Origin of the sequence: Pseudomonas sp. I3-I5 (assembly GCF_022699445.1) — a bacterium.
Taxonomy (GTDB): Bacteria; Pseudomonadota; Gammaproteobacteria; order Pseudomonadales; family Pseudomonadaceae; genus Aquipseudomonas; species Aquipseudomonas fulva.
Genome location: NZ_CP093940.1, coordinates 1,452,156 through 1,476,394, shown reverse-complemented (window position 1 = coordinate 1,476,394; position 24,239 = coordinate 1,452,156). Strand labels below are relative to the sequence as shown.

Annotated in this window: 25 protein-coding genes and 1 tRNA gene; 12 read left to right on the top strand and 14 right to left on the bottom strand. The window is 61.0% G+C overall.

The features are described from left to right. Nucleotides 1-936, bottom strand: a complete 936-nt coding sequence (locus MOP87_RS06625; protein ID WP_027915097.1) for a chemotaxis protein CheV — start codon at nucleotides 934-936, stop codon at nucleotides 1-3. A 342-nt stretch (nucleotides 937-1,278) separates the two neighbouring features. Here MOP87_RS06625 and MOP87_RS06620 point away from each other — a divergent pair, with 342 nt between their 5' ends. The 3 genes from MOP87_RS06620 to MOP87_RS06610 all read left to right on the top strand — a co-directional run bounded on the left by MOP87_RS06620 (nucleotide 1,279) and on the right by MOP87_RS06610 (nucleotide 3,639). Next, nucleotides 1,279-1,758 carry a histidine kinase gene (locus MOP87_RS06620; protein WP_097223522.1) on the top strand — a complete coding sequence of 160 codons (480 nt, stop codon included), beginning with the start codon at nucleotides 1,279-1,281 and terminating at the stop codon, nucleotides 1,756-1,758. Between the two features lie 335 nt (nucleotides 1,759-2,093). After that, nucleotides 2,094-2,990 (top strand): sensor histidine kinase, encoded by an 897-nt coding sequence (locus MOP87_RS06615; RefSeq protein WP_028687368.1) that lies wholly within the window; start codon nucleotides 2,094-2,096, stop codon nucleotides 2,988-2,990. After that, nucleotides 2,980-3,639, top strand: coding sequence for a response regulator transcription factor (locus tag MOP87_RS06610; RefSeq protein ID WP_027915099.1), 660 nt, complete (start codon nucleotides 2,980-2,982; stop codon nucleotides 3,637-3,639). Before MOP87_RS06615 ends, MOP87_RS06610 begins: the two co-directional genes overlap by 11 nt. On the opposite strand, the gene yegS is transcribed toward MOP87_RS06610, so the two are convergent. From yegS to moaB, 3 genes are all read right to left on the bottom strand, one after another. Further along, nucleotides 3,623-4,510, bottom strand: a complete 888-nt coding sequence (gene yegS, locus MOP87_RS06605) for a lipid kinase YegS (protein ID WP_027915100.1) — start codon at nucleotides 4,508-4,510, stop codon at nucleotides 3,623-3,625. The two genes, MOP87_RS06610 and yegS, sit on opposite strands and share 17 nt — an antisense overlap. 124 nt (nucleotides 4,511-4,634) lie before the next feature. Continuing rightward, nucleotides 4,635-5,861 carry a gephyrin-like molybdotransferase Glp gene (gene glp / locus MOP87_RS06600; RefSeq protein ID WP_049696310.1) on the bottom strand — a complete coding sequence of 409 codons (1,227 nt, stop codon included), beginning with the start codon at nucleotides 5,859-5,861 and terminating at the stop codon, nucleotides 4,635-4,637. Beyond that, nucleotides 5,845-6,384 (bottom strand): molybdenum cofactor biosynthesis protein B, encoded by a 540-nt coding sequence (moaB, locus tag MOP87_RS06595; protein WP_028687370.1) that lies wholly within the window; start codon nucleotides 6,382-6,384, stop codon nucleotides 5,845-5,847. Before moaB ends, glp begins: the two co-directional genes overlap by 17 nt. 184 nt (nucleotides 6,385-6,568) lie before the next feature. Here moaB and MOP87_RS06590 point away from each other — a divergent pair, with 184 nt between their 5' ends. Both MOP87_RS06590 and MOP87_RS06585 read left to right on the top strand, forming a co-directional pair. Next, nucleotides 6,569-6,790, top strand: coding sequence for a YgdI/YgdR family lipoprotein (locus MOP87_RS06590; protein WP_023534255.1), 222 nt, complete (start codon nucleotides 6,569-6,571; stop codon nucleotides 6,788-6,790). 81 nt (nucleotides 6,791-6,871) lie between these two features. Beyond that, a tRNA-Pro gene (locus MOP87_RS06585) sits at nucleotides 6,872-6,948 on the top strand. 87 nt (nucleotides 6,949-7,035) lie between these two features. Here the strand turns inward: MOP87_RS06585 and MOP87_RS06580 are convergent. Further along, on the bottom strand, nucleotides 7,036-8,796 hold the full coding sequence (locus MOP87_RS06580; protein ID WP_033695066.1) for an ABC transporter transmembrane domain-containing protein: 1,761 nt from the start codon (nucleotides 8,794-8,796) through the stop codon (nucleotides 7,036-7,038). Nucleotides 8,797-9,010: 214 nt separating this feature from the next. On the opposite strand from MOP87_RS06580, the gene MOP87_RS06575 reads away from it, so the two are divergent. Further along, complete coding sequence (locus MOP87_RS06575; protein ID WP_165919263.1) at nucleotides 9,011-9,184, top strand: PA1571 family protein; 174 nt, start codon at nucleotides 9,011-9,013, stop codon at nucleotides 9,182-9,184. Between the two features lie 75 nt (nucleotides 9,185-9,259). On the opposite strand, the gene pdxB is transcribed toward MOP87_RS06575, so the two are convergent. From pdxB to rlmM, 4 genes are all read right to left on the bottom strand, one after another. Then, complete coding sequence (gene pdxB, locus MOP87_RS06570; RefSeq protein WP_242810265.1) at nucleotides 9,260-10,402, bottom strand: 4-phosphoerythronate dehydrogenase PdxB; 1,143 nt, start codon at nucleotides 10,400-10,402, stop codon at nucleotides 9,260-9,262. A 60-nt stretch (nucleotides 10,403-10,462) separates the two neighbouring features. Continuing rightward, nucleotides 10,463-10,705, bottom strand: a complete 243-nt coding sequence (tusA, locus tag MOP87_RS06565) for a sulfurtransferase TusA (protein WP_023534172.1) — start codon at nucleotides 10,703-10,705, stop codon at nucleotides 10,463-10,465. A 334-nt stretch (nucleotides 10,706-11,039) separates the two neighbouring features. Next, complete coding sequence (locus MOP87_RS06560) at nucleotides 11,040-11,237, bottom strand: hypothetical protein (protein ID WP_242810264.1); 198 nt, start codon at nucleotides 11,235-11,237, stop codon at nucleotides 11,040-11,042. Nucleotides 11,238-12,061: 824 nt separating this feature from the next. Next, entirely contained in the window at nucleotides 12,062-13,126 is a 1,065-nt protein-coding gene (gene rlmM / locus MOP87_RS06555) for a 23S rRNA (cytidine(2498)-2'-O)-methyltransferase RlmM (protein ID WP_242810263.1), read from the bottom strand. A 225-nt stretch (nucleotides 13,127-13,351) separates the two neighbouring features. Here rlmM and acnA point away from each other — a divergent pair, with 225 nt between their 5' ends. Both acnA and MOP87_RS06545 read left to right on the top strand, forming a co-directional pair. Next, complete coding sequence (gene acnA / locus MOP87_RS06550) at nucleotides 13,352-16,093, top strand: aconitate hydratase AcnA (RefSeq protein ID WP_242810262.1); 2,742 nt, start codon at nucleotides 13,352-13,354, stop codon at nucleotides 16,091-16,093. A gap of 235 nt (nucleotides 16,094-16,328) precedes the next feature. Continuing rightward, nucleotides 16,329-17,894 carry a PAS domain-containing methyl-accepting chemotaxis protein gene (locus tag MOP87_RS06545; protein WP_027916558.1) on the top strand — a complete coding sequence of 522 codons (1,566 nt, stop codon included), beginning with the start codon at nucleotides 16,329-16,331 and terminating at the stop codon, nucleotides 17,892-17,894. Between the two features lie 52 nt (nucleotides 17,895-17,946). Here the strand turns inward: MOP87_RS06545 and MOP87_RS06540 are convergent, their stop codons facing one another. From MOP87_RS06540 to MOP87_RS06520, 5 genes are all read right to left on the bottom strand, one after another. After that, nucleotides 17,947-18,828 (bottom strand): pseudouridine synthase, encoded by an 882-nt coding sequence (locus MOP87_RS06540; protein WP_028688163.1) that lies wholly within the window; start codon nucleotides 18,826-18,828, stop codon nucleotides 17,947-17,949. Between the two features lie 52 nt (nucleotides 18,829-18,880). Continuing rightward, nucleotides 18,881-19,189, bottom strand: coding sequence for a hypothetical protein (locus tag MOP87_RS06535; RefSeq protein ID WP_027916556.1), 309 nt, complete (start codon nucleotides 19,187-19,189; stop codon nucleotides 18,881-18,883). Between the two features lie 65 nt (nucleotides 19,190-19,254). Beyond that, nucleotides 19,255-19,686 (bottom strand): D-Ala-D-Ala carboxypeptidase family metallohydrolase, encoded by a 432-nt coding sequence (locus MOP87_RS06530; protein WP_027916555.1) that lies wholly within the window; start codon nucleotides 19,684-19,686, stop codon nucleotides 19,255-19,257. A 122-nt stretch (nucleotides 19,687-19,808) separates the two neighbouring features. After that, entirely contained in the window at nucleotides 19,809-20,045 is a 237-nt protein-coding gene (locus MOP87_RS06525; protein WP_027916554.1) for a glutaredoxin family protein, read from the bottom strand. 72 nt (nucleotides 20,046-20,117) lie between these two features. Then, nucleotides 20,118-21,326 (bottom strand): ammonium transporter, encoded by a 1,209-nt coding sequence (locus MOP87_RS06520; protein WP_110606763.1) that lies wholly within the window; start codon nucleotides 21,324-21,326, stop codon nucleotides 20,118-20,120. A 303-nt stretch (nucleotides 21,327-21,629) separates the two neighbouring features. Here MOP87_RS06520 and MOP87_RS06515 point away from each other — a divergent pair, with 303 nt between their 5' ends. From MOP87_RS06515 to MOP87_RS06500, 4 genes are all read left to right on the top strand, one after another. Next, complete coding sequence (locus MOP87_RS06515; protein WP_145280817.1) at nucleotides 21,630-21,944, top strand: DUF883 family protein; 315 nt, start codon at nucleotides 21,630-21,632, stop codon at nucleotides 21,942-21,944. A 9-nt stretch (nucleotides 21,945-21,953) separates the two neighbouring features. Continuing rightward, on the top strand, nucleotides 21,954-22,328 hold the full coding sequence (locus MOP87_RS06510) for a phage holin family protein (RefSeq protein WP_023533670.1): 375 nt from the start codon (nucleotides 21,954-21,956) through the stop codon (nucleotides 22,326-22,328). Then, nucleotides 22,325-22,657: a hypothetical protein gene (locus tag MOP87_RS06505; RefSeq protein WP_027916551.1), complete on the top strand. Its 333-nt coding sequence runs from the start codon at nucleotides 22,325-22,327 to the stop codon at nucleotides 22,655-22,657. Before MOP87_RS06510 ends, MOP87_RS06505 begins: the two co-directional genes overlap by 4 nt. 90 nt (nucleotides 22,658-22,747) lie before the next feature. After that, the gene (locus MOP87_RS06500; protein WP_027916550.1) at nucleotides 22,748-24,079 is read left to right on the top strand and encodes a deoxyguanosinetriphosphate triphosphohydrolase; all 1,332 of its coding nucleotides are present in this window, start codon (nucleotides 22,748-22,750) and stop codon (nucleotides 24,077-24,079) included. Nucleotides 24,080-24,239: the final 160 nt, after the last annotated feature.

The following is a 24,239-nucleotide window of genomic DNA, read 5'->3' as shown; positions in this document are numbered from 1 at the left end:
TCACGCGTTGGTGGTGTCCAGCAACAGGCGCTGCTTGACCACATCGACCAGCCGGTCAGGCTGGAACTTGGACAGGAAATTGTCGCAACCCACTTTCTTGACCATGGATTCGTTGAAGCTGCCGGACAGCGATGTATGCAGCACCACGTACAGTTTGCGCAGGCGCGCATCCTCGCGGATTTCGGTCGTCAGGCGATAACCGTCCATTTCCGGCATTTCGGCATCCGTGAAGATCATCAATAGCTTTTCGCACATGTCCTCCCCGGCATCGGCCCACGCCTTGAGCATGCGCAAGGCTTTGAGGCCGTCGCTGGCAACGTGCAGTTTCATCCCCAACTGCGAGAGCGTGTCGCGCAACTGGGCCAGGGCCACACTGGAATCGTCCACCAGCAGCACCTCGCGACCACGCGCCCTCGCCAGTACCGGATCGGCCAATTTCTCACCCGAAACGCGGGCGTTGTAAGGCACGATTTCGGCAAGCACCTTTTCCACATCGATCACCTCCACCAGCTTGTCGTCCACCTTGGTGATGGCAGTCAGGTAATGCTGACGGCCGGCACTGGTCGGTGGCGGCATGATGGATTCCCAATTGAGGTTGACGATGCGGTCGACCCCGCCCACCAGAAACGCCTGCACCGAGCGGTTGTATTCGGTGACGATGATGGTGCTGTCGGGGCCTGGCTGAATGGGGCGCATGCCGATCGCCTGGGACAGGTCGATTACCGGGAGTGTCTGGCCTCGCAGGTTCACCACACCGCAGACGAACGCGTGACGTTGCGGCATCAGTGTCAGCTTGGGCAGTTGTAACACCTCCTGCACCTTGAAGACGTTGATCGCGAAAAGCTGACGCCCAGCCAGCCGGAACATCAGGATTTCCAGCCGGTTCTCCCCTACCAGTTGTGTGCGTTGGTCTACTGTGTCGAGAATGCCAGCCATTGGTAAGCCCCCAGGCTCATGTCGAAAATGTGCGCGATTGTGTGTATATCGGCAGCCGGAGTAGCATCTTGACCCCAAGAAACGCCACACCCTTGCCTAATTTGATATCACTTTAACAGCATGCTTAACTGGTTTCCTAATTCCACTCGCACACGCTGAAAAGTTCCGTTTTTTTCTTGCCTATCAGGGAAACCCCTAGTGGCAATCAGGTACAACCTGATGTTCGCTCTATCCTTTAGCCATTAATGTGACGCCATTCTCACTGCATGAATGGAGTCAGGCTTTGCTAGCTATCGTAACGGCGTGCCCGTCTCTACCGCCTGTCCTGCCCATGGAGACACCATGATGGACAGTGCCTTACCCTTCTGCGAGGCGCTTAGGGGTTTTCGCGAGAGGGCCCAGAAGCGCCTCAACAGAGCAGAGGACTGCTTGCAGCATCTTGAGCTCATCGAAAATGACCCTGATGCCTGCAGGTGCCTGGACGCCGCGTTAAGCGACTTGGCACACGACGCACAGCGTTTGGGGCTGCTTGAAGTAGCCCACTTCACGACCTCCGTTCAGCAGATACTGGCCCCCTGTTGCCAAGGCGCGTGCCTGCATCGCGCAACGCTGCGCATTACGGCTGCGTGCCTGAGGCTCCTGGCCTGGCAGCTCGAGCTGCTGGACACGCACACGGGGCGGCTGGACCTGGACGCTGGAGAACAATTTGTGTTGCTCGGCGAACTGGCCAATGCAGCTCGACCTTCTCTGGCATTAGCCTGCGTCACAGATGAAGGCGCAGCGCATGACTGTCAGCAGCCCGATCTCAGCGACAAGCCGTAGGGCAAATTGCCATCGCGCAGTTGCATGCCAGAAGTGCAACTTTGATGAAACTGAAAGTTGTAGCTTCGATTTACAAAGTTGTAGGAAATAGCCTCAACCAAGCAAGTCCGTCGATGCTACGTACTAGTTCACCACAAATAAGCTTTGCCTTGAGGAAGTCGTATTCGGCGGCGACCGCAGGAATTCGAGGTGGTAGTATGCCCCACCGAAACGCTTCAACTTGACGCAAGGTTGAATGAACACGTGGTCGAAAAACATCGAAAGTACGGCGCAAAAGCCTCTGAGCAGTAATGTGCAAGGCCTCCATCAGCAATACTTCAGTGGCTCCCCTACCTATGTTCCCACGCTTGATGACCTCTTTTCGTTGCAGCGCCCCGTACACCAGTCTGTGCTGGGCCACGGCAGGCATCAGCGTGGTCTCCTGCCTCGCCTGCCTGGCGTTACACCTGGCCGAGCGACCTGTGCCCATCGGCCTGGTGTTGCTGCAACTGACCGCTGCCTTGGTCGCTGCCGTGCAACTGCGTAGGGAGGCGCGCTCGATCAGCTTGCGCCCTGCGGAACTCGCCGAGCGCCTGCTAAAAGTGCAAGAAGAGGAGCGCCAGCACCTGAGCAGGGAGCTTCATGACGACATCGGCCAACTGCTGACCGCTGCGAAATTGCAGTTGCAATGGCTGCAGCGACGAATGCCCGGGGATGTGCAGGGGCATTGCGATGCCTTGCATGCCACGCTGGACGATACGTTGAGCGCTGTGCGCGACGTTTCTGCCCTGCTCAACCCCCGTCAGTTGGCAAGCCTTGGCCTTGAGGCCAGCCTGCGCGCGCACTTGCTGCGCACTTTGGATGGCAGCGGCGTGCAGTGGAGCCTGTCTTGCAAGCAACGCCTTGGGGGCATTGGCGAAAATGTCGCAATGGCAGTGTTTCGCATCACCCAGGAGGCGGTGACCAATATGTTGCGTCACGCCGGAGCGCGCAACCTTGTCATCCACCTACAGCGTACCGAGCTGGGCCTGGCTTTATCGATCGAGGACGATGGCTGCGGCTTCAAGCCTGCCAGGCACCCGCACCTTGCCAGTCAGCGTGGGCTGGCTGGCATGCTGGAGCGGGTCACTGCCCTGAACGGCAGCCTGCAGATCACCAGCGATATTGGCCAGGGCACCCGGATCGAGGCCGTCTTCCCTTGGCCGCCCCGCAGCCGGCAACGCGCGGACCGAGTGGATACCCATGAACTGTAGATTGTTGCTTGTGGATGACCATTCGTTGATCAGAGCGGGCGTCCGCGCCCTGGTCAGTGACATACCCGGGTACGAGGTAATCGGCGAGGCCGACGATGGCGGGCAGTTGCTGGATCAGGCGCGAACCTTGATGCCTGACATCATCCTGCTGGACCTCTCCATGCGATCAACCAGCGGGCTGGACGCCCTCACCCAGCTCAATGCCAGCGGCAGCGCCTGCAAAGTGCTGATCCTCTCCATGCACACCGACCCTGAGCTGATCATGCGCGCCCTCGAGGGCGGTGCCCATGGGTATCTGCTCAAGGACACCAGCGCATCGGAGCTTGAGCAAGCGCTGCGCGCTGTGCGCAACGGGGAGCGCTACCTGAGCCCAGCCATTGCCCACACCGTCATCAATCAGGCGTTGCGTCATACCAGGCCGGCCAGACGCCCGGCATGCGAGCGACACAACCTGACAGCCCGGCAGCTGGAGATTCTGCGCCTGATCGTGCGCGGCAAGTCTACCCGCGAAATCGCCAATGGATTGGGCTTGTCGATCAAGACGGTCGAAACCCATCGCTCGCAAGTGATGAAACGCTTGCAGATTCACGACGTCGCCGGACTGGTACTGTTTGCCGTGCGCGAGAAGATCATCAGCCTCGATGACTGAGCAATGGGCACCCTTGCGGCAGGTGCAGGCGCAAGGCCTTGGGACGCGCCTCGAAACGTAAGCTGTCCGCCTTGAGCGGTTCGCCGTCGAGGTTGATATCCAGGCCCTGTTGACTGTTGATCTCCACCCACGGCAATCGCGTCCGGATGAACAGACCATCGCCTGCCAGCAAATCGCGTAATGCACCGACCACTTCCTGCGGCTTGGGCAGGATCGCAACATCCAGCAACCCGTCATTGACCACCGCATCCGGACAAAGCTCCTGCCCTCCCCCGGCTTGGCGACCGTTGCCAATCCCCAGCGCCAGCAGCTCCCCTTGCCAATGGAAGTCAGGGCCTTTCAACTCGACCGAGGCAGCCTCCAGTTCGCTGAAGCGTGACAAGCCGGTGAACACATAGGCGGCGGCACCCATCAACTTCTTCAGGTCTTCGGATGTGCTGGCTGTGACCTGGCTACCAAAGCCGCCGGTCGCCATGTTCAGGAACAGCTGCTCGCCCACTTGCCCAAGATCGACTTCCTGGGCCGGCTCATTGAGCAGCGCCAGCGCCTGGGCAGGCTCAAGCGCAATACCGGCCGCCTTGGCGAAGTCGTTGGCGGTTCCAAGCGGCAGCAAGACGAGGCTGGCTTCGGTGCCCGCGAGCCCCATGGCTTCGGCCACGTCCCGCAAGGTGCCATCACCACCGCCGGCGACGATGTGGCTGTATCCAGCGGCAAGTGCCTCCTTGACCAAGCGCTGGGCATCACCGCCCTCCCAGGTCACACGCACGTCCAATGCCCAGCCAGTGTCGCGCAGGTCGTGCACGGCGGTACGTACGTCTTCGTTCATGGCTTGCTTGCCGTGCAGAATCAGCATTGCCTTGCGCGCTTGCATATGGGTGTCTCCATAATTGACCATTTGCATCTTGACGCTCAGCCGTTACTAATTGTTGCACGGCCGTTCAAATATTGCGGCGCAGGGCTCGCGCACTGCAGCGAGCCTGCGCCACTGGCGCGCGTCAACCGAGGATGTCGCTGAAGGGGATGAAGGGTACAAGGTCACCCTTGCTGGGCGTAGTGCCCTCCTGCACCTCGACCAACCCATCGGCCCACACCGCGCTGCGCAACACGCCGGAGCTCTGGTTAGGGTACAGGCATACCCTGCCCTGCTCGATGCGCGCCCGCAGGTACTCACGCCGTGACCCGGCTTTGGGCCAATCGAAACCGGCGGGTAGGCACACGCGCAGGGGGGTGACATCGATCACGCCCTGGCGGCGCAACAAGTAGGGGCGCGCCAGCAGGCCGAACGTGACCAGTGTAGAGGCCGGATTACCGGGCAGGCCGATCACTGGCACGCCCTGGAAGTGACCGAAGGTCAACGGTTTGCCGGGTTTGATCGCCAGTTTCCACAAAGCCAGCTCACCGGCCTCGCGCAGGGCCGCGCCCAGATAATCGGCCTCGCCCACCGAGACGCCCCCTGTCGAGAGGATCAGGTCCACGCCTTGCAACTGAGCCAGGCTCGCGCGGGTGCGAGCCAGGTCATCAGGCAGGATACCGGCGTCGGTGACGTCGCATCCCAGGCGCTGCAACCAACTGACCAGCAAGCGACGGTTGCTGTTGTAGATTTGCCCAGGCCCCAACGGCAGCCCTGGCTCGACCAGCTCATCCCCGGTCGACAGCACCGCCACCCGCACCTTGCGTACCACATCGAGCTGTCCATAACCCAGGGTGGCGGCCAAGCCCAACTCGATTGGCCCAAGACGCGTGCCGGCGTCGAGCACCTGCTCGCCCTTGCGGGTTTCCTGACCTTGAGGACGAATGTTCTGCAGCGCCTTGAGGGGCTGCAAGAACTCCACATGGCCATTGGCGTGAACCTGGGTGTTTTCCTGCATTTCCACGCAGTCGGCGCCTTCGGGAACCGGTGCACCCGTGAAGATCCGCGCACAGGTGCCAGGCTGCAGTGGCTCAGGTGCGTGCCCGGCGAAGATTCTCTGACTGACGGGCAGCGGCGCCCCCTGCCAGTCGGACCGGCGCAGCGCATAGCCGTCCATTGCGCTATTGGGCCAGGGCGGCAGGTCGAGCGAAGCCACTAGGGCAGTGGCCAGCACACGGCCGTGTGCCTCGGCTAGCGGCACGTGCTCGGTCTCGCGAATCGGCGCGGCATCGGCCAAAGCCAGCAATTGCTCAAGGGCCTGCTCCACCGGCATCAGTGGCCTGGGCTGCACGGCCTCAGCCACGGCTTTCACAGGCCGCCGCCTGCTTCAGATGGGCGACGAAGTTGCAGGGACGGTGCCGTGCATCGAGCTGTTCGGCAAGGATACCGTCCCAACCGGTGCGCACCGCATTGGTCGAGCCAGGCAGGCAACACACCAGGGTACCGTTGGCCAGCCCTGCCAGTGCCCGCGATTGCACAGTCGAGGTACCGATATCCGCCACGGAGATCTGTCTGAACAGCTCGCCAAAGCCGTCGACCTGCTTGTCGAGCAGGCAAGTGACCGCCTCGGGCGTACTGTCACGTCCGGTAAAACCGGTACCACCGGTGATGAGCACCACCTGCACGCTGTCGTCGGCGATCCAGGTGGCGACCTGGGCGCGGATTTTGTAGAGATCATCCTTGAGCAGCACGCGCTGGGCGAGCCGGTGGCCTGCCGCTGTCAGCCGGTCAACGAAGACCTGGCCCGACGAATCGTTTTCGAATGTGCGCGTGTCGCTGACCGTGAGCACTGCAATGTTGAGGGGAACGAACGGGGTGTCTGCCGAGGCTTTCATAGGTATCCGTCACTGGTAATGGCAATGACGGCAGTTATATCACAGGGCACTCCCGCCGGCGTGCGGGAGCGCTGCCTGCACTGGATTGCGTCAAGCGAATGCCGTTATGCTGCACGCGCAAGGAACTTGCACTAACGTCCCGCGTCTTAACAGTCATCTTGCACCATCGCACTGGAGAAACACGATGATCAAACGGACCCTTCCCGCCTTCATGCTCGCCCTGGGCCTGGCTGCCCTGGCCGGCTGCTCGACCCCAACCGTCATCACCTTGAACGACGGTCGCGAAATCCAGGCGGTGGACAAGCCGTCCTATGATGAAGATTCCGGCTTCTACGAGTTCGAGCAGCTCGATGGCAAGCGCATGCGTCTGAATAAAGACCAGATTCGCACCGTCAAAGAACTCTGATAGCCCATCCGACCTGGCCAAAGCTTCGTTCTTTTACAAGGACTTGCGGGCGAATTTCGGATGCAGTAGGATTTTGTTCATCGGAGTGTAGCGCAGCCAGGTAGCGCGTCTCGTTCGGGACGAGAAGGCCGCAGGTTCGAATCCTGTCTCTCCGACCAAATCCTTTCGAAAACCCGCCTTGTGCGGGTTTTTTGTTACTCACGGTTCAGGCTCGTACCTGCAACCTGCATCAGTCGGCTAGCCCTTCAGGCTGACGTGAATTGCAGCGCCGCCAGCCGTGCATACAAAGGGCTGGTTTCTATCAGCTCACTGTGGGTACCAATGGCCACCACTTTGCCCTGGTCGACCACGGCAATGCGGTCGGCGTGCTGTACCGTGGCCAGACGGTGCGCAATCACCACTGTCGTCCGCCCTGCCATCAGGCGCGGCAAAGCTTGCTGGATCAGGTGCTCACTGTGAGCGTCGAGCGCGCTGGTCGCCTCGTCAAGCAGCAGGATCGGCGCATCCACCAGCAACGCACGGGCGATCGCCAACCGTTGGCGCTGCCCACCCGATAAACCCACCCCGCCCTCCCCCAGGCGAGTCTGGTAGCCCTCTGGCAACTGGCGTATGAACGAGTCGGCATGGGCTGCGCGCGCTGCAGCTTCGATGTCGGCCAGGCAAGCGTCAGGGCGTCCATAGCTAATGTTGTCCGCCACTGTCCCCCGAAACAGTGCTGGTTGCTGTGCGACCAGTGCAAACTGCTGGCGAAGGTGGTCGGGGTCGAGCTGGTCGATGGGTTGATCATCGAGCAGAATCTGTCCGTGCTGGGGGTCATAGAAGCGCAGAAGCAAGTCGAACAGGGTGGATTTACCTGCACCGGAAGGGCCGACCAATGCAAGCGTCTGGCCTGCCTGGATGACCAGGCTCAGGTCATCGATAGCCTTGTGCTCGGGTCGCGACGGATAGGCAAACACCACGTGCTGAAACGCCAGGCAGCCCCGTGCACGGCCTCCCGCCAGCTGCCGCCCACTGGACGGGGCCAGAATCTGGCTTTGCGCTGCCAGTAATTCGGCTATACGCTCTGCTGCCCCAGCAGCGCGCTGGAGCTCGCCAATCACTTCGCTGAGTGTACCGAACGCACTGCCCACCACCAGGCTGTAGAACACGAACGCCGCCAACTCACCCCCCGACATGCGCCCGGCGATGACGTCCATGCCGCCGACCCACAGCATGGTGCCGATAGCGCCCAGTACCAGCACGATCACCACGGTGATCAGCCAGGCCCGCTGCGCGATGCGCTGGCGGGCCACTGTAAATGCCGACTCCACCGTATCGGCGAACAGTGCCCGGTCATGGGCTTGATGGGTGTAGGCCTGCACGGTCTTGATCTGGCCCAGGGTCTCGGCCACGTAGCTACCCACGTCTGCCACCCGGTCCTGGCTCTGGCGTGAGAGGCTGCGCACACGGCGACCGAACAGCAGGATCGGGGCCAGCACCACCGGCAATGCCACGACCACGATGCTGGTCAGCTTGGGGTTGGTGATGAACAGCAAGGCGACACCGCCCACCACCATGAGCGCATTACGCAGGAACATGGAGAGGGAAGAGCCAATCACCGATTGCAGCAACGTGGTGTCGGCCGTCAACCGAGACTGAATTTCCGAGCTGCGGTTGTCTTCGAAAAAACCAGGGTGAAGCTCGAGCAGATGGTCGAAAACAGCGCGACGAATGTCCGCCACGCACCGCTCACCTATCCAGGAGACGAGGTAGAACCGGCTGAAGGTCCCTGCCGCCAGGGCCAACACCAGCAGCAGGAAGAGCCCAAGTGTCTGGTTGAGCTGATGGACAGAACCGGTCATGAACCCCTGATCCACCAGCAGGCGGATGCCCTGCCCCATGGACAAGGTAATGCCGGCGGTCACCACCAGTGCCAGCAAGGCCATCACCAGGCGCCGCCAATACGGACGAACAAAATGCCAGCCAAGGCGCAAAGCGCGGCTAGGGCGCGGAGTTGTAGAGGCCATGGATCTGCTCACGAAGGCGGAACGTGCAGCCTACCACTCATGCCGCAGAACGGAACTGTCCGGTGCTGCTATAGCCTATTGTTCTAACCGCGCTCTGGCACTTTTTCGCCATCTCTGGTGGACTAAGGCCCTGCCCCAGGTTGCGCCGCACCCGCGTCGACGATCTGCCAGGCGCAAGGTTGACCCCAGTCGTCATTTGAAGAGGAGACCCTGCATGAGCTTGCACCATGACCGCGAACACCACACGCCCCGTCACGCACCGTCGCCCCAGGCAAGCGGCGCCCTGATCGACGCCCAAGGGCGGGAGGTGCCGATCACCGAGCAAATGATCCAGCAGGCCTGCAAGGCCCTGGAAGAAAGCCGGGTCGAGCGCTCGCAGAAAAACTGATCACCCTATTCCTGACCCGGCGCTCGCGCCGGGTTTTTTATGCATGCTGCTCTGCCCTGGGGCTGCATCCGAGCGTCAGACCCTCTTGGCTCCCAGGGCGTCAATCAGCCGCGCGAGCTCGGGCGAGCTCCCACGGATGCGCACGGACAGTCCTTCGATCTCACGGCGCGGCGGATAATATTTGCGCAACGCGTCGAAAGCGGCACGTTGATGCTGCACGTCTTCGCTCAGGCTACGGCGGAAATCGGCATCATCGCGGCGCGGATCGTAGACGGCGCGGCACAGCATCGCCAGTGCCCATTGCAGATCGACCTCGGCATCCAATTCGATCTGCGCCACGGGTGGACGCGGTAACAGGTCGGCAAGCTGAATGACCTCATTCACGCCCAGATGTTGACACAGCGCGCGGTAGATCTGGGCGGTGCCACGCTGACGGCCATCGAGGCTATAGCCGGCGATGTGGGGGGTGGCAACGGTACACAGGTCTGCCAACTGCAAGTCGACCTGGGGCTCGCCTTCCCACACGTCCAGCACCGCGTGCAGGTCATCGCGCTGCTGCAGGAGCGCTCGTAACGCGCCATTGTCCACCACCGCCCCTCGACTGGCGTTGATGAGCCAGGCGCCGGGGCGCAGTTTCGCCAGTTCCGCAGGGCCTAACAGATGCCAGGTCGGGTACTGGCCACCGCGCTCGAGGGGCGTGTGCAGGCTGATGACGTCGCAGGCTTGCAGGAGCGTATCGAGTTCGACGTAATCACCGCCTTCAGCGGCCTGGCGCAGTGGATCGCAGACCATCACCTTCCACCCCAAGGCGCGCAGCACGCTCACCAACCGCCCGCCTACTTGGCCTGCACCCACCACGCCGTAGACGCGCTCGGGCAGCGATGCACCCTCAAGGTCAGCGAGGGTCAGCAGGCTACCCAGCACATAGTCCACCACACCCCGGGCGTTGCAACCGGGGGCACTGCTCCAGCGGATACCCACTTGGTCGAAGTAGTCGAGGTCAAGGTGATCGGTGCCGATGGTGCAGGTGCCAACGAACTGCACGCGACTGCCTTCGAGCAGGTGCCGATCGACCTTGGTCACGGAGCGGACCAGCAGGATGTCGGCCTCCCGGACGCTAGCGGCGTCGAGGCTACGCCCAGGATAGCGACGAATCTCGCCAAACCCTTGGAAGAAGGCATCGAGCAAAGGGATGTTTTCGTCGGCAACTATCAGCATGGCGCTCTCCTGTCTGGGGAACGCAGTGTAGGCTCAACGCCGAGCGTGTTCCAGAGCGGCTCAGTCGGCTTTCTTGCGGATCCAGTAGAGGAAGGTGCCGGCGTCTTCCTGTTGTTCCAGCAGTTGGTGGCCCAGGAAGTTACAGAACTTGGGGATGTCGCGTCGGGTCGAGGGGTCGGTGGCGATGACTTTCAACAGACCGCCGGCGGCGAGGTCACGCACGTGTTGGTGCAGCATCATCACCGGCTCCGGGCAGTTGAGGCCGGTGGCGTCGAGGGTGGCATCGGGGGTGAGGTCGGTCATGAAGGGCTCCGCAAATGATGGGTATTGTGGCGCATTCTAGGGACGCGGGCCAAGTGGGGCTGTCGGGGCACCCGCGGGTTCAGGGGCGCCTGATCGGGCTTGAGGGGGGCGCGGTGGCCTCAAGCGTTCAGCTTCGCACCTGATATTGCCAGGGCCGCTGCGCGCCCCATCGCGGCACGAGGCCGCTCCCACGCGGAATTCGTTGCCTTTGGAGTACGGTGCAAGGCGGACGCTCCATGCATAGTGGAAGAGTTTTCCAAAGTTTGTAAGATGCATGTTGTATGGCATTGCCAGTTCACCCAACTCCTTCTTTTGATAGATCACGGCCCTTACATTACAGCTCATGATATCGGCCAGGAAGAAATGCTCGATGCGTGTTACTGTTGCTGTTGCTGTTGCTGTTGCTGTTGCTGTTGCTGTTGCTGTTGCTGTTGATCTTGATCTTGATCTTGATCTTGATCTTGATCTTGATCTTGATCTTCGCGACTTCAGAAGGCCGAACGCAGGGCTTGCGGAGGGAGGTGACAGGCATGGATGCCTGTCAAGCGCTGGGCCCCAGGATGGGGCCTGCAGCGCGGTCCTCCCGGGAGCAAGCCCGGAGTGAGGGAACCCCGAAGCGCAGCGTAGGGGCCGTATGAACGGAGCGCAGCCTTTTTTGGTTACTTTTTGTGGCGTTTGACAAAAAGTAACTCGCCGTAAGGGCGAAAAGGTGATTAAGCGTCGCCATCGCAAATGGACTATGCTCTCTATCAATACCCACACCAACCCAATCAAACTTCAAACTTCAAACTTCAAACTTCAAACTTCAAACTTCAAACTTCAAAGCGTGGGCGCATATATCGAGTTGGTATTCATTGGCGCGGGTGGCGCACAGTCACCCTTCCGCCCTTACGGCGGCTCACTTTTTGTCTTGTCAAAAAGTAAGCAAAAACCGCCTGCTCCTATCATCCGGCCCCTACGCTACGCTCCGGGGTTCCCTCGCTCCGGGCTTGCTCCCGGGAGGACCGCGCTGCAGGCCCCATCCTGGGGCCCAGCGCTTGACGGGCATCCATGCCCGTCACCTCCCTCCGCAAGCCCTGCGCTCGGCCTCCTGAAGTCGCGATCTGTGTTGCCTGGACTACCGCGCGCTTAGAAGCAAAAGCCAAAGCCAAAGCCAGAGCCAAAGCAACGGCAACGGCAACGGCAACGGCAACGGCAACGGCAACGGCAACGGCAACGGCAACGGCAACGGCAACGGCAACGGCAACGGCAACGGCAACGGCAACGGCACGAGTCGGCCTGCTTTCCAGCCTAATGTCAATTTAGTTGAAGGCAGTACAGCTACAACTGACTCAACCTCCCAGGCCAGCCAGACCCTCACCGCCCCTTCAAATCAACCCGCCGCAAATGACACGTCACCTCCTCCCGATCGTGATACAGCTGCTTGCACGCAATCTGCACCCTCACCTTCCGGGCCTTGAACGTCGCCTCCATGCGATCGAGCAACCGCCGCACCTCAGCATACCGCTGCTTCATCGGCAGCTTCAGGTTCACCACCGCCTCGCGGCACAACCCCTCCCCCAACCACGTCTCGATCAACGCCGTCGTCCGGGCCGGTTTCTCGACGATGTCGCACACCATCCAATCCACCGGGTGCTTGGGCTGCCACGTAAAGCCATCGGTCATCAAATGCTGGACCAGCCCCGTGTCCATCAGGCTCTCGGCCATCGGGCCATTGTCGATGGCCGTTACCAGCATACCGCGCCGTACCAGCTGGTACGTCCACCCACCCGGCGACGCACCCAGGTCGACACCGGTCATGTCATCGCCCAACCGCTGCTCCCACTGCTCGCGTGGGATGAACTGATGCCAGGCCTCCTCTAGCTTCAAGGTCGAGCGACTGGGCGCTTCACGCGGGAATTTCAAGCGGGGAATGCCCATCGGCCACAATGCACTGTTGTCAGCCAGAGCCTGACCGACGAACACCCGGCGGCCACTGATGAACGTCAGCAACAGACGCGGGCGACTCGAGTCGTCCACCAGGCGACCGGCCTTTTCCAGCGCCTTGCGCAACGGCGCTTCGAACTTGCGGCAGAACGTCGACAACTCCTTGCCCTCGTTGCTGTCGAGCACCTCCAGCCACAGGCTGCCGAACACTGGCTGGTCCGCCAAGTGCGCCAACAATACGCTGATGCGATCGCTCTCGGGCAGCTCGATGAACGCGCCACGCGCCCACTGCCTTGGGAAAATCAGCTGATTGAACCGCACCGCGTGCATCAACCGATCGGCACCGCCTTGCTCGCTGCAGACGAACTCGGCGCTGGCGCTGCCAGGCTTGCCTTTGGCATAGCCGGCAATTCCCAGGCGAGCGGCATGTTCACTGATTTCGGCGCACACCTCACCCTCGAAGCCGGGCCGGCAATGCATGAACAGGGTTTCCATCTCTTACTCCACTACGGCTGGCGCGACACAGGCGCCGGCAGGGCGGCGATGATAAAGGAAGATCGGAACCTGGGACATGCCCCGCTGGTCCAGAAAAGGGTCAGGTCAGGCAAACAGGACTAACCTGACCATTCAGTCGGACCCGTGCCGTGCGGGCCTGTACACAGCGGTGCTACCGGCAGCCCTTCGAGACGTTGCCGGGCACCGGCTCAGAAGGAGTTGGCAATGCCCTCGCTCGATAGCCTGAATACCCTCACGTCGCTCGATGTCGGTGACAAGACCTATCACTATTTCAGCTTGCCGAAAGCTGCTCGACAGCTCGGCGACCTGCAGCAATTGCCCATGTCGCTGAAGGTGCTGCTGGAGAACCTGCTGCGCTGGGAGGACGGCAAGACCGTCACCGGTGAAGACCTGCAAGCATTGGCCCAGTGGCTCGTTGAAAAGCGCTCAGACCGTGAAATCCAGTACCGCCCCGCGCGGGTACTGATGCAAGACTTCACCGGTGTGCCTGCGGTGGTGGACCTCGCCGCCATGCGCGCGGCCATGGCCAAAGCGGGCGGCGACCCCCAGCGCATCAACCCGCTATCGCCCGTGGACCTGGTGATCGACCACTCCGTGATGGTTGATCGATACGGTACACCGCAGGCCTTCGGCGAGAACGTCGACATCGAGATGCAGCGCAATGGTGAGCGCTATGCGTTCCTGCGTTGGGGCCAGAGTGCCTTCGACAATTTCAGTGTGGTACCGCCTGGAACTGGCATCTGCCACCAGGTGAACCTCGAATACCTGGGGCGGACCGTGTGGACCCGCGAAGCCGACGGCCGCACCTATGCCTTCCCGGACACCCTGGTCGGCACCGACTCCCACACCACCATGATCAATGGCCTGGGCGTGCTGGGCTGGGGCGTGGGCGGCATCGAGGCGGAGGCTGCCATGCTAGGCCAGCCGGTGTCGATGCTGATCCCACAGGTCATAGGCTTCAAGCTCACGGGCAAGCTGCGCGAAGGCATCACTGCCACCGACCTTGTCCTGACGGTCACCCAGATGCTGCGCAAGAAAGGCGTGGTAGGTAAGTTCGTGGAGTTCTATGGCGACGGTCTGGCCGAGCTGCCCTTGGCCGACCGCGCTACCCTCGCCAACATGGCGCCAGAGTACGGTGCGACCTGCGGTTTCTTCCCGGTCGATCAAGTAACGCTGGATTACCTGCGCCTGTCGGGTCGCCCTGAAGCGACCGTGCAACTGGTCGAGGCCTATTGCAAGGCCCAGGGGTTGTGGCGCCTACCTGGCCAGGAGCCTACCTTCAGTGACACGCTGGCGCTGGACATGAATGACGTCGAATCCAGCCTGGCGGGCCCCAAGCGCCCACAAGACCGGGTTGCGTTGGCCCAGGTCAAGCAGGCCTTCGAGCAGTTCGTCGAGCTGCAACCCAAACCTGCCGCCAAGGAAGTCGGCAGGCTCGAGAGCGAGGGCGGAGGGGGCGTTGCCGTGGGCAATGCCGATCAGGCGGGCGAAGCCGACTACAGCCATCAAGGCCAGACCCATACGCTGCGCGACGGGGCCGTGGTCATTGCGGCCATCACCTCCTGCACCAACACCTCCAATCCCAGTGTGATGATGGCGGCTGGGCTTGTGGCCAAAAAAGCCCTCGAGAAAGGTTTGCAGCGCAAGCCATGGGTTAAAAGCTCGCTGGCACCGGGGTCCAAGGTAGTCACCGAATACTTCGACGCGGCCGGTCTCACGCCCTACCTCGATGAGCTCGGGTTCGACCTGGTCGGTTATGGCTGCACCACCTGCATCGGCAACTCAGGTCCGCTGGACGAGCCTATCGAAAACGCCATCAGCAGCGCCGACTTGACCGTCGCCTCGGTATTGTCCGGCAACCGCAACTTCGAAGGCCGCGTGCATCCACTGGTCAAAACCAATTGGCTCGCCTCACCGCCCCTGGTCGTGGCTTATGCACTGGCTGGCAGCGTGAAAGTCGACCTGACACACGACCCACTGGGCACTGACAAGCAGGGGCAGCCGGTCTATCTGAAGGATATATGGCCTAGCCAGCAAGAGGTGGCCGAGGCTGTGGCCAAGGTGAGCACAGCCATGTTCCACAAGGAATATGCCGAAGTGTTCGCAGGCGACGAGCAATGGCAGGCTATCGAAGTGCCACAGGCTGCCACGTACGTGTGGCAACCGGACTCGACCTACATTCAACACCCGCCTTTCTTCGAAGGCATCGAAGGACCGGCGCCGCGGATCACCGATATCCACAGCGCCCGCATCCTGGCCCTGCTGGGCGACTCGGTGACGACCGACCACATCTCTCCGGCCGGCAACATCAAGGCCGATAGCCCTGCGGGTCGTTACCTGCGCGAAAAGGGCGTGGAGCCTCGCGATTTCAATTCCTACGGGTCACGGCGCGGCAACCATGAAGTCATGATGCGCGGTACGTTCGCCAATATTCGCATCCGCAACGAGATGCTTGCAGGCGAAGAAGGCGGCAATACCGTGCATGTGCCAAGCGGCGAGAAGCTGTCGATCTACGACGCCGCCATGCGCTATCAGGAGCAAGGCACGCCCCTGGTCGTGATCGCCGGCCAGGAATACGGCACAGGGTCCAGCCGCGACTGGGCTGCCAAGGGCACGAACTTGCTTGGCGTTAAAGCAGTGCTGGCCGAAAGTTTCGAGCGTATTCACCGCTCCAACCTGGTTGGCATGGGCGTGCTGCCGTTGCAGTTCAAGGCAGGCCAGGATCGTAAACAGCTTGGCCTGACAGGCAGAGAGCAGATCGATATCACTGGCTTGGAGGGGACGGCCATTGTGCCGGGCATGAACCTGGCACTGACCATCACCCGCGAAGACGGCACGAAGGAGCAGATCGAAGTGCTCTGCCGGATCGACACCCTCAATGAAGTCGAGTACTTCAAGGCGGGTGGGATCCTGCACTATGTGCTGCGTCAGTTGATCGCCGCGTAGGCCCCGCGAGGGTGCCAGTCTGCGCGCAGGCTGGCACCCTCTTCCCAAGCGGGCATTGCTAGCCCATGCCACCTCAAGGTACTCATGTAGAACCCCGTGCGAACCAACGGCGAGCAACTGCCAGTAGCTCACCCGTACCTGCCATGCACTGCCATGGATCAACCCCTGTAAATATCCCCTCAATAATCCGCGCACCGTGCCGATACCAGTCCAAAGCCCTGCGGACATCCTAGCCATGCGCAACAACCAGCCCATTACCCAGAGAGAACGGACTTTCCCTGCCAAGCAGCGGTTGATTTCCACCACCAATGCCAAAGGTGTGATCACTTACTGCAACGATGCCTTCATCGAAATCAGTGGTTTCACCCGCGACGAATTGATGGGCGCAGCGCACAACCTGGTGCGTCATCCTGATGTGCCGCCCGCCGTGTTTGCTCACATGTGGCAGACCCTCAAGCAGGGCCAGCCCTGGATGGGCATCGTCAAGAACCGCTGCAAGTCGGGTGACCACTATTGGGTCAACGCGTATGTCACACCGATTTTCGACAACAACCAAGTCGTCGGCTTCGAGTCGGTGCGCGTCAAGCCCACCGCTGAGCAGATTCGTCGTGCCGAGGCCCTGTACCTGCGTATCAACCAAGGTAAACCGGCAGTACCGCGGCGTGACCGGTGGCTCCCCATCTTGCAGGACTGGTTGCCCTTCATCCTGATCAGCCAGATCGGCTTCCTGATCGGCAACTGGCTTGGACACTCATGGGGCTTTGCCTTGGCAGCAGCGTTGTCTGTCCCCCTGGGCCTGCTTGGGCTGACCTGGCAACAGCGTGGGCTCAAGCGCTTGTTGCGCCTGGCCGAGCAGACCACGTCCGATCCGCTGATTGCGCAGATGTATACCGACAGCCGCGGCGTGCAGGCGCGCCTGGAAATGGCCATGCTCAGCCAGGATGCCCGGATGAAGACCTGCCTGACACGGTTGCAGGATAGCGCCGAGCATCTGAGCGATCAGGCCCGTCAGTCCGACGAGCTGGCGCATATGAGTTCATCAGGCCTGGAACGCCAGCGCGTGGAAACCGAGCAGGTCGCTGCCGCAGTGAACCAGATGGCTGCTACCACCCAGGAGGTGGCCAACCATGTGCAACGCACCGCCGATGCGACCCAGCAGGCCAATCGCTTGACAGGCCAGGGCCGTCAAATTGCCGGTGAGACCCGGGCAGCCATCGAACGCCTGTCCGCGGCCGTTGGAGAAACTGGGCAGACCGTGACGCAATTGGCCAAGGACAGTGACGAGATCGGCGGTGTGGTCGATGTCATCAAAGGCATTGCCGACCAGACCAACCTGCTGGCGTTGAACGCCGCCATCGAAGCGGCACGGGCAGGCGAAATGGGCCGGGGCTTTGCCGTGGTTGCCGACGAAGTGCGGCAGCTGGCCCAGCGCACGGCTGAGTCGACCGGGCAGATTCACGGCCTGATCGCCAAGCTCCAGCAAACCGCCAGCAACGCCGTGACGACCATGGAAAGTGGTCACCGCCAGGCCCAGGAGGGTGTCGATCGGGTGATGCAGGCTGACGAGGCGCTAGTGGGCATCAGTGAAGCTGTGGCGAACATCACCGACATGGCCACGCAAATTGCCGCTGCGACCGAGGAGCAGACTGCGGTAGCCGACGAGATCAGCCGCAACATCAGCACCATTGCCGACCTGGCCGACCAGACGGCCGAACAGGCACAGCATTCGGCGGTGTTGAGCGAGGCCCTCAACAGCACGGCGGGTAGTCAATATTCACTGGTTGAGCGTTTCAACCGCTAGACCTGACAGCCTGCGAGGGGTCGGCATCGCCGGCCCCTCGTATTGACCAGCGCTACCAATCAAGCCGCAGTTGGGTTTCGAAATGGCGAGTTTGCCCGGTCAACGGGTCATCGAAGCGCAGACTTTGCGCCAACAGTTTCAGCGGCCGTTGATAGTCATCCTGACCCTCGAGCAATGACGGATAGAACGGATCATTGCTGATGCCCGCCCCCAGCGCAGCCATGTGCACCCGCAGCTGGTGCGTCTTGCCCGTGATGGGCGAGAGCTCATACCGCCACTGCTCCCCGTTCTTTTCCAATACGCGGGCGTGCGTCTCGCTGTTGGTCGGCCCCTGCACCTCATGCATGCGAAAGAACGGCTCTGCGTGTTCCAGGCGGCTGCGGTGCACCAATGGAAACACGTGTTGCTCAAGGGGGGCAGCAATGGCCTGGTAGCGTTTATCGATCCGCCGCTCTGGAAACAAGCGTTGGTAAGCGCTGCGTGACTCAGGGTTGGCTGAAAACAGTACCAGCCCGGCCGTGTGCCGATCGATACGGTGCAGGGGCACTAGGTGCGGATTGTCCAGACGATGAATGAGACGGCGTAGCAAGGTCTGCTCCACGTACTCACCTCCCGGCGTTACCGGCAGAAAATGGGGTTTGTCAGCCACCACCAGGTGGTCGTCCACATGCAGTATCGCTTCCTGCACGGGAATCACCCGCTCGTTCGGCACCTCGCGAAAATAGTGCAGGCGCAGGCCGCGCTTATAGGGATGATTTGCCGAAATAGCCTGGCCGTCGGCGCTCAGCACACGCCCCCGGGCAAAACGGTCCACCCACTGGCTACGGTCGATGGCCTTGAAGTGATCGCACAGGCAATCGAGCACCGTAGCCCATTGACCTGGGGGCAGACATACCGTGCTGGCTTGCAGTCGGGCGGGGTCGAATGAGGTCATCGTTGGGCTCGGAACCTGGCTTGGCGGCGTATTATCCTTCAAGCCCCGCCGATCAGCCAGCCTGGGCCAGCGACTCGCTGCGCGCCTTGAGCCAGCGCAGCACCTGAACAGGCTCCCAGCGGCTGGGGTCGTACAGCGCATACACCAGCCCTTCATAACCCACCACATCCAGCCCTCGGTGATAGCCAGCCCGCTGAAACAGCGCCTCGACCTCGGCGAAGCAGGTATTGAAATGCACCTTGCCGAAAGGCGTGCGATCATCGGTGACCAGACCTTCAAACCGAAGCTCCAGGACAGCGTCGGCCACCCTGTCGACGGGCATCCGGTTGACGCTGTACTTCAATTGCTCGACGTTGAGCATGGACTCACCCTAATACTGTATTTATGTACAGCATACGAATATCCTTCCGTTGCCGTCAATCGATGTCATACCAGCCCAGGCAGGTAACCGTCCCCCCCGCGCAAGGTGAGTACCTGTCGGCGTGGTACGCCATGGGTCACGGACAGATGCACCCATTTGTCGAACTCCAGTATGAGCTGATCGAATGCGATCGGGCTTGTGCTTATCCGGCGCGCCGTGTCCCTGGGGGATAGCCCGCTGACCGTAAAATCAGCGGCAAGCCCTTGCAGGTGCTGACTACTGGCGGCGCCACCCACTAGCCGATTGAGGTGTTCGCTGCGATAGCCGCTGCTGATGATGATCGGCGCCGCGAGCAATCTGCGCACCTGCTCAAGGGTGGTGCAGAGCATTCGAAGGTTGTCGATGACCGGTTGCGGTGGGGTGTTGTCCAAACCTTCCCGAGCGGCGACCCGAGAAATGATCATTTCATCGAGCGTAAAATGTGGAGTGAGCAACATGGCATAGAGGTCCGATGGCGATTGGCGAGGTCGGCACCAGAGGCTTGGTAGGTGCCTGGACGCGATCATCGGACAGGCGCCCGCTGCAATGGAGCAGGGTCACGGCTCCTATAGAGGGTTGATTACCTCAGGAAGGCCGCTACTTGATCGGCATCGAACGGCCAGGCTAATTCAGCCTCGTTATCGCAGCGGCGCAGGACGGGGATGACGAGACCGTAGCGTTCAAACAGCGCTTCGCTCTCGGCGATGTCGACCAACTCGACCAGTAACCCATGGTCGACGAAAGGCATCAGCACGGCCTCCGCCACCTCGCACAGGTGGCATCCCAAGGTGCTGAACAGCTGGCATTCTGGCAACATGACACGCATCCCCAATGGCTTTCGCAGGTCATTATTCTAGGCCGCACTGCCGATGCCTGCACCTCTAGCCTGTCAGTCCTGGCTTGTGGCGCCTATGCGATGCAAGGACAGGTCAGCCCCTTCGAACTCCTGTTCGTGACTGAGCCGCAACCCCAGCACCTTGCGGATCGCGCCGTAGACCGCCAGGCCGCCGATCAGTGCAACCCCTACCCCGGTCAACGTTCCCAATAGTTGACTCCAGACGCTGACCCCACCCAAGCCACCCATCCAGACCTGACCAAAAACGCCGCAGGCGATACCGCCCCACACCCCACACAACCCATGCAGGGGCCAGACACCCAGGACATCGTCGATCTTCCAGCGATTCTGCGCAGCGGTGAATGCCCATACGAACAACGCTCCCGCCACCAGACCCGTAGTCAGCGCGCCCACGGGATGCATGAGGTCGGAGCCTGCACAAATGGCGACCAGCCCGGCCAGCGGGCCGTTGTGCAGGAAACCCGGGTCGTTGCGACCGACCAGCAAGGCGGCCAAGGTGCCGCCGACCATGGCCATCAATGAATTGATAGCGACCAGGCCGCTGATGCCCTGCAAGGTTTGCGCACTCATCACATTGAAGCCGAACCAGCCGATGATCAGTATCCAGGAGCCCAAGGCCAGAAAAGGGATACTCGATGGCGCAAACGCGACCAATCGCCCTTCACGGTAGCGCCCTCGCCTGGGGCCCAGCAGCAGGACCGCAGCCAGTGCCAGCCAGCCGCCCATGGCATGCACCACTACCGAGCCGGCAAAATCATGGAACGGCGCTCCAAAGTGCTCATGCAACCACCCTTGGACACCGAAGTTGCCATTCCACACCATCCCCTCGAAAAACGGGTACACCAATGCCACGATCAACGCCGTAGCGCACAGTTGCGGTGCAAAGCGCGCTCGCTCCGCGATCCCGCCCGAGATGATCGCCGGTATAGCCGCTGCAAACGTCAGGAGGAAAAAGCATTTGACCAGGCTGTAGCCGCTATCGATAGCCAGCGTGGCAGCAGGCTGAAAAAACTCGACCCCGTAGGCTACCCAATAACCGATGAAGAAATAGGCAATTGCCGACACGGCAAAATCGCTCAGAATCTTCGACAGTGCGTTGACTTGATTCTTGTAGCGCACGGTGCCGACTTCAAGAAACGCGAAGCCGGCGTGCATGGCGAGCACCAGAATGGCGCCTACCAGAATGAACAACGTGTTTGCACCGTTGACCTGAGACTGCATCACGCTTGATGTCATATCCATGAAGCAAAAGCACCTGTCGGCACCATTAACGCTCAGTCGAGGCTCACCCTGCACCGATTCGGTGCCAGGCAAGGCGGGTTGGGCGCTTGCCACGAATGGATGGACGCCGTATCTGGCAGTCTGGGCATTTTGGGTTAATGTTTAGGCATGGCGGTGGGTACACGCCCCGAAGCGGCGCAGTGCGTTCAACAGATGCCCTGCAACGATGCAAAACTTAAGCAAAGCCTGTACCAGTGTGGTGACTTGAACCTTCCAGCAGCCACGTCACTCGAAGTACCAACATCAACCGACAGGGAGAGACACATGGCCAGCAATTCGGCAAAGCATGCACAAGATGTACTGATGGCTGACTTCCAGGCACTGGTCCGCGACACGGAGAAGCTGCTGGCCGATACCGCCAACTTGGCAGGTGACCAGGCGCAAGCGCTGCGCGAACAGATGCACGAGCGCCTGGCGCAGGCACGCGAAACGCTGGACGTCACACAGGAATCGTTGCGCGAACGCAGCCAGGAAGCACTGGGCAGCGCCGAGCAGTATGTCCAGGAGAAACCCTGGCACGCCATTGGGATCGCAGCCGGCGTGGGCCTGGTGATCGGCCTGCTGGCGAACCGTCGTTGAGGGGTTTTCATGGACAATGACGCCATCGGCACCGGCGCCACCGGCAAACGGCTCGGTGCAGCTGTTCTGGGGCTGCTACACAGCCATATAGAACTGTTCGGCATCGAACTGCAGGAGCAGAAAGGACGCACACTACGCCTGTTACTGTTCGCAGGTCTGGCACTGGTTTTCGCGCTGCTGCTGTTGACAGCGCTTTCCGGGTTGGTGCTGGTTTTGCTCTGGGACACCTACCGCCTGGCCGGCATCATTGGTCTGTGCGTGTTTTATGGACTGGCAGCGCTGTATTGTGGCCTGCGCCTCAAGAGCGCGGTGTTCGACGAGTCCTCGCCCTTCCACTCCACGCTTGAGGAACTGGCCAAAGATCGGGAGCGCCTTCTGCCATGAACCTGCCTGACTTGCCCAATACACGTAACCCGCGGGAACTGCGCAAGGCGCTGCTGCGCTTGCGCATGGAAATGCACCGCCAGGAAATCCGCCATGAAACCGGCCAACTGCTCGAACCTGTACGGCGCATACGCGGCATGGGAAGCTCGCTGCATGCCGGGCTCGGCATCAAGCATGCGCCACTGTGGGGCATAGGGGCGGTAGTGGCCATGGGCTTTTTGACTGGCAAGGGTGTTCGAAGTGGTGGCCTTCCCCGCCTTGTGCGCCTGGGTGCCAGTTTGATTCCCCTGGTGAAGCTGTTCATGCAGAGCAACCGTCGGCGCCGGTAACCCACACCTCACGCCGCGTCAGGGATTCATCGCGCACAGGAACCCCTGACACGGCGTATGCTCGGCTCTACCCCTTCAGGAGACTGCGCCTTGGATTGGCATACCCTGCTTACCCGCGAACGCCTGGGCAAAGCGCTATACAGTGCTGAAGAATTGGGGCGCAGCCCTTTTCACAAAGACCATGACCGCATCATTTTCTCCGGCGCTTTTCGTCGCCTGGGGCGCAAGACCCAGGTTCATCCTGTCACCAGCAACGATCATATCCACACGCGCCTGACGCATTCGCTGGAGGTGAGTTGCGTAGGCCGCTCGCTTGGCATGCGCGTTGGGGAAACGCTACGTACGAGCCTACCCGACTGGTGTGAACCGAGTGACCTGGGCATGGTGGTGCAGTCAGCCTGCCTTGCCCATGACATCGGCAATCCCCCCTTCGGACACTCCGGCGAAGATGCCATCCGTCATTGGTTTCAGCAGGCCGCCAATCGTGGTTGGCTGGACGACATGCGCGACGATGAACGGGCTGACTTCCTCAATTTCGAAGGCAATGCCCAAGGCTTTCGGGTACTGACGCAGCTGGAGTACCACCAGTTCGATGGGGGCACCCGCTTGACCTATGCCACCCTCGGAACCTATCTCAAGTACCCCTGGAGCGCTCGTCATGCCGATGCCCTGGGCTACAAAAAGCACAAGTTCGGGTGTTACCAAAGCGAATTGCCTCTGTTGGAGCAGATTGCGAGTCGTCTGGGCCTGCCCCAGGTAGATGATCAGCGCTGGGCACGTCATCCCCTGGTGTATTTGATGGAGGCTGCCGATGACATCTGCTATGGCCTGATCGACCTGGAAGATGGCTTGGAAATGGAGCTTCTACAGTACGCTGAAGTCGAAGCGCTGCTACTCGATCTGGTGGGCAACGACCTGCCAGAAACCTACAGGCAGCTCGGTCCAGGTGACTCTAGGCGTCGTAAGTTGGCGATCCTGCGCGGCAAGGCGATCGAACATCTGACCAATGCGGCGGCACATGCCTTCGTGGAACAGCAAGATGCACTGCTTGCCGGCCAGTTGACCGGCGATCTTGTCGAGCACATGCACGGCCCCGCCAAACGCTGTGTACTGCACGCCAAGGCGATGGCGCGGAACAAGATTTTCCAGGACAAGCGCAAAACGCTTCACGAGATCGGTGCCTACACCACGCTGGAGATCCTGTTGAACACCTTCTGTGGCGCCGCATTGGAACAACAGGGTGGCCGCACGCCCTCGTTCAAGAGCCGCAGGGTGTTGGATCTGCTCGGCAACAATGCCCCCGACCCCCATGGTTCGCTTTATCAGGCCTTCCTGCGCATGATCGATTTCATAGCCGGGATGACGGACAGTTACGCCACCGAAATGGCACGGGAGATGACAGGTCGTTCCGGTCCTGCCTAAACACGCCTGGAAAGTCGCCGACCTTCGCCTTCAAACGGTCCAGTAGGGAAAACCTTACTTCAGATTCAACCAACGCTGGACACTGAGTTGAAACCCTAAACATCAGTTAACAAACAAGGTTTGACTTTAGCTATTAATGTAATTGTACGTAAGTAGTTTT

What these genes read in the sequence shown, in the direction of transcription:
- rlmM (WP_242810263.1), bottom strand. Translation starts at nt 13,126, where the DNA reads ATGGAAACCCTGTTCATGCATTGCCGGCCCGGCTTCGAGGGTGAGGTG.
- MOP87_RS06520 (WP_110606763.1), bottom strand. Translation starts at nt 21,326, where the DNA reads ATGGATATGACATCAAGCGTGATGCAGTCTCAGGTCAACGGTGCAAAC.
- MOP87_RS06580 (WP_033695066.1), bottom strand. Translation starts at nt 8,796, where the DNA reads ATGGCCTCTACAACTCCGCGCCCTAGCCGCGCTTTGCGCCTTGGCTGG.
- MOP87_RS06530 (WP_027916555.1), bottom strand. Translation starts at nt 19,686, where the DNA reads ATGTTGCTCACTCCACATTTTACGCTCGATGAAATGATCATTTCTCGG.
- acnA (WP_242810262.1), top strand. Translation starts at nt 13,352, where the DNA reads ATGCCCTCGCTCGATAGCCTGAATACCCTCACGTCGCTCGATGTCGGT.
- MOP87_RS06515 (WP_145280817.1), top strand. Translation starts at nt 21,630, where the DNA reads ATGGCCAGCAATTCGGCAAAGCATGCACAAGATGTACTGATGGCTGAC.
- MOP87_RS06575 (WP_165919263.1), top strand. Translation starts at nt 9,011, where the DNA reads ATGAGCTTGCACCATGACCGCGAACACCACACGCCCCGTCACGCACCG.
- moaB (WP_028687370.1), bottom strand. Translation starts at nt 6,384, where the DNA reads ATGAAAGCCTCGGCAGACACCCCGTTCGTTCCCCTCAACATTGCAGTG.
- MOP87_RS06525 (WP_027916554.1), bottom strand. Translation starts at nt 20,045, where the DNA reads ATGTTGCCAGAATGCCAGCTGTTCAGCACCTTGGGATGCCACCTGTGC.
- MOP87_RS06615 (WP_028687368.1), top strand. Translation starts at nt 2,094, where the DNA reads ATGTTCCCACGCTTGATGACCTCTTTTCGTTGCAGCGCCCCGTACACC.
- MOP87_RS06610 (WP_027915099.1), top strand. Translation starts at nt 2,980, where the DNA reads ATGAACTGTAGATTGTTGCTTGTGGATGACCATTCGTTGATCAGAGCG.
- MOP87_RS06560 (WP_242810264.1), bottom strand. Translation starts at nt 11,237, where the DNA reads ATGCCTGTCACCTCCCTCCGCAAGCCCTGCGTTCGGCCTTCTGAAGTC.
- yegS (WP_027915100.1), bottom strand. Translation starts at nt 4,510, where the DNA reads ATGCAAGCGCGCAAGGCAATGCTGATTCTGCACGGCAAGCAAGCCATG.
- MOP87_RS06545 (WP_027916558.1), top strand. Translation starts at nt 16,329, where the DNA reads ATGCGCAACAACCAGCCCATTACCCAGAGAGAACGGACTTTCCCTGCC.
- MOP87_RS06590 (WP_023534255.1), top strand. Translation starts at nt 6,569, where the DNA reads ATGATCAAACGGACCCTTCCCGCCTTCATGCTCGCCCTGGGCCTGGCT.
- MOP87_RS06540 (WP_028688163.1), bottom strand. Translation starts at nt 18,828, where the DNA reads ATGACCTCATTCGACCCCGCCCGACTGCAAGCCAGCACGGTATGTCTG.
- MOP87_RS06510 (WP_023533670.1), top strand. Translation starts at nt 21,954, where the DNA reads ATGGACAATGACGCCATCGGCACCGGCGCCACCGGCAAACGGCTCGGT.
- tusA (WP_023534172.1), bottom strand. Translation starts at nt 10,705, where the DNA reads ATGACCGACCTCACCCCCGATGCCACCCTCGACGCCACCGGCCTCAAC.
- MOP87_RS06620 (WP_097223522.1), top strand. Translation starts at nt 1,279, where the DNA reads ATGATGGACAGTGCCTTACCCTTCTGCGAGGCGCTTAGGGGTTTTCGC.
- MOP87_RS06535 (WP_027916556.1), bottom strand. Translation starts at nt 19,189, where the DNA reads ATGCTCAACGTCGAGCAATTGAAGTACAGCGTCAACCGGATGCCCGTC.
- MOP87_RS06625 (WP_027915097.1), bottom strand. Translation starts at nt 936, where the DNA reads ATGGCTGGCATTCTCGACACAGTAGACCAACGCACACAACTGGTAGGG.
- pdxB (WP_242810265.1), bottom strand. Translation starts at nt 10,402, where the DNA reads ATGCTGATAGTTGCCGACGAAAACATCCCTTTGCTCGATGCCTTCTTC.
- MOP87_RS06505 (WP_027916551.1), top strand. Translation starts at nt 22,325, where the DNA reads ATGAACCTGCCTGACTTGCCCAATACACGTAACCCGCGGGAACTGCGC.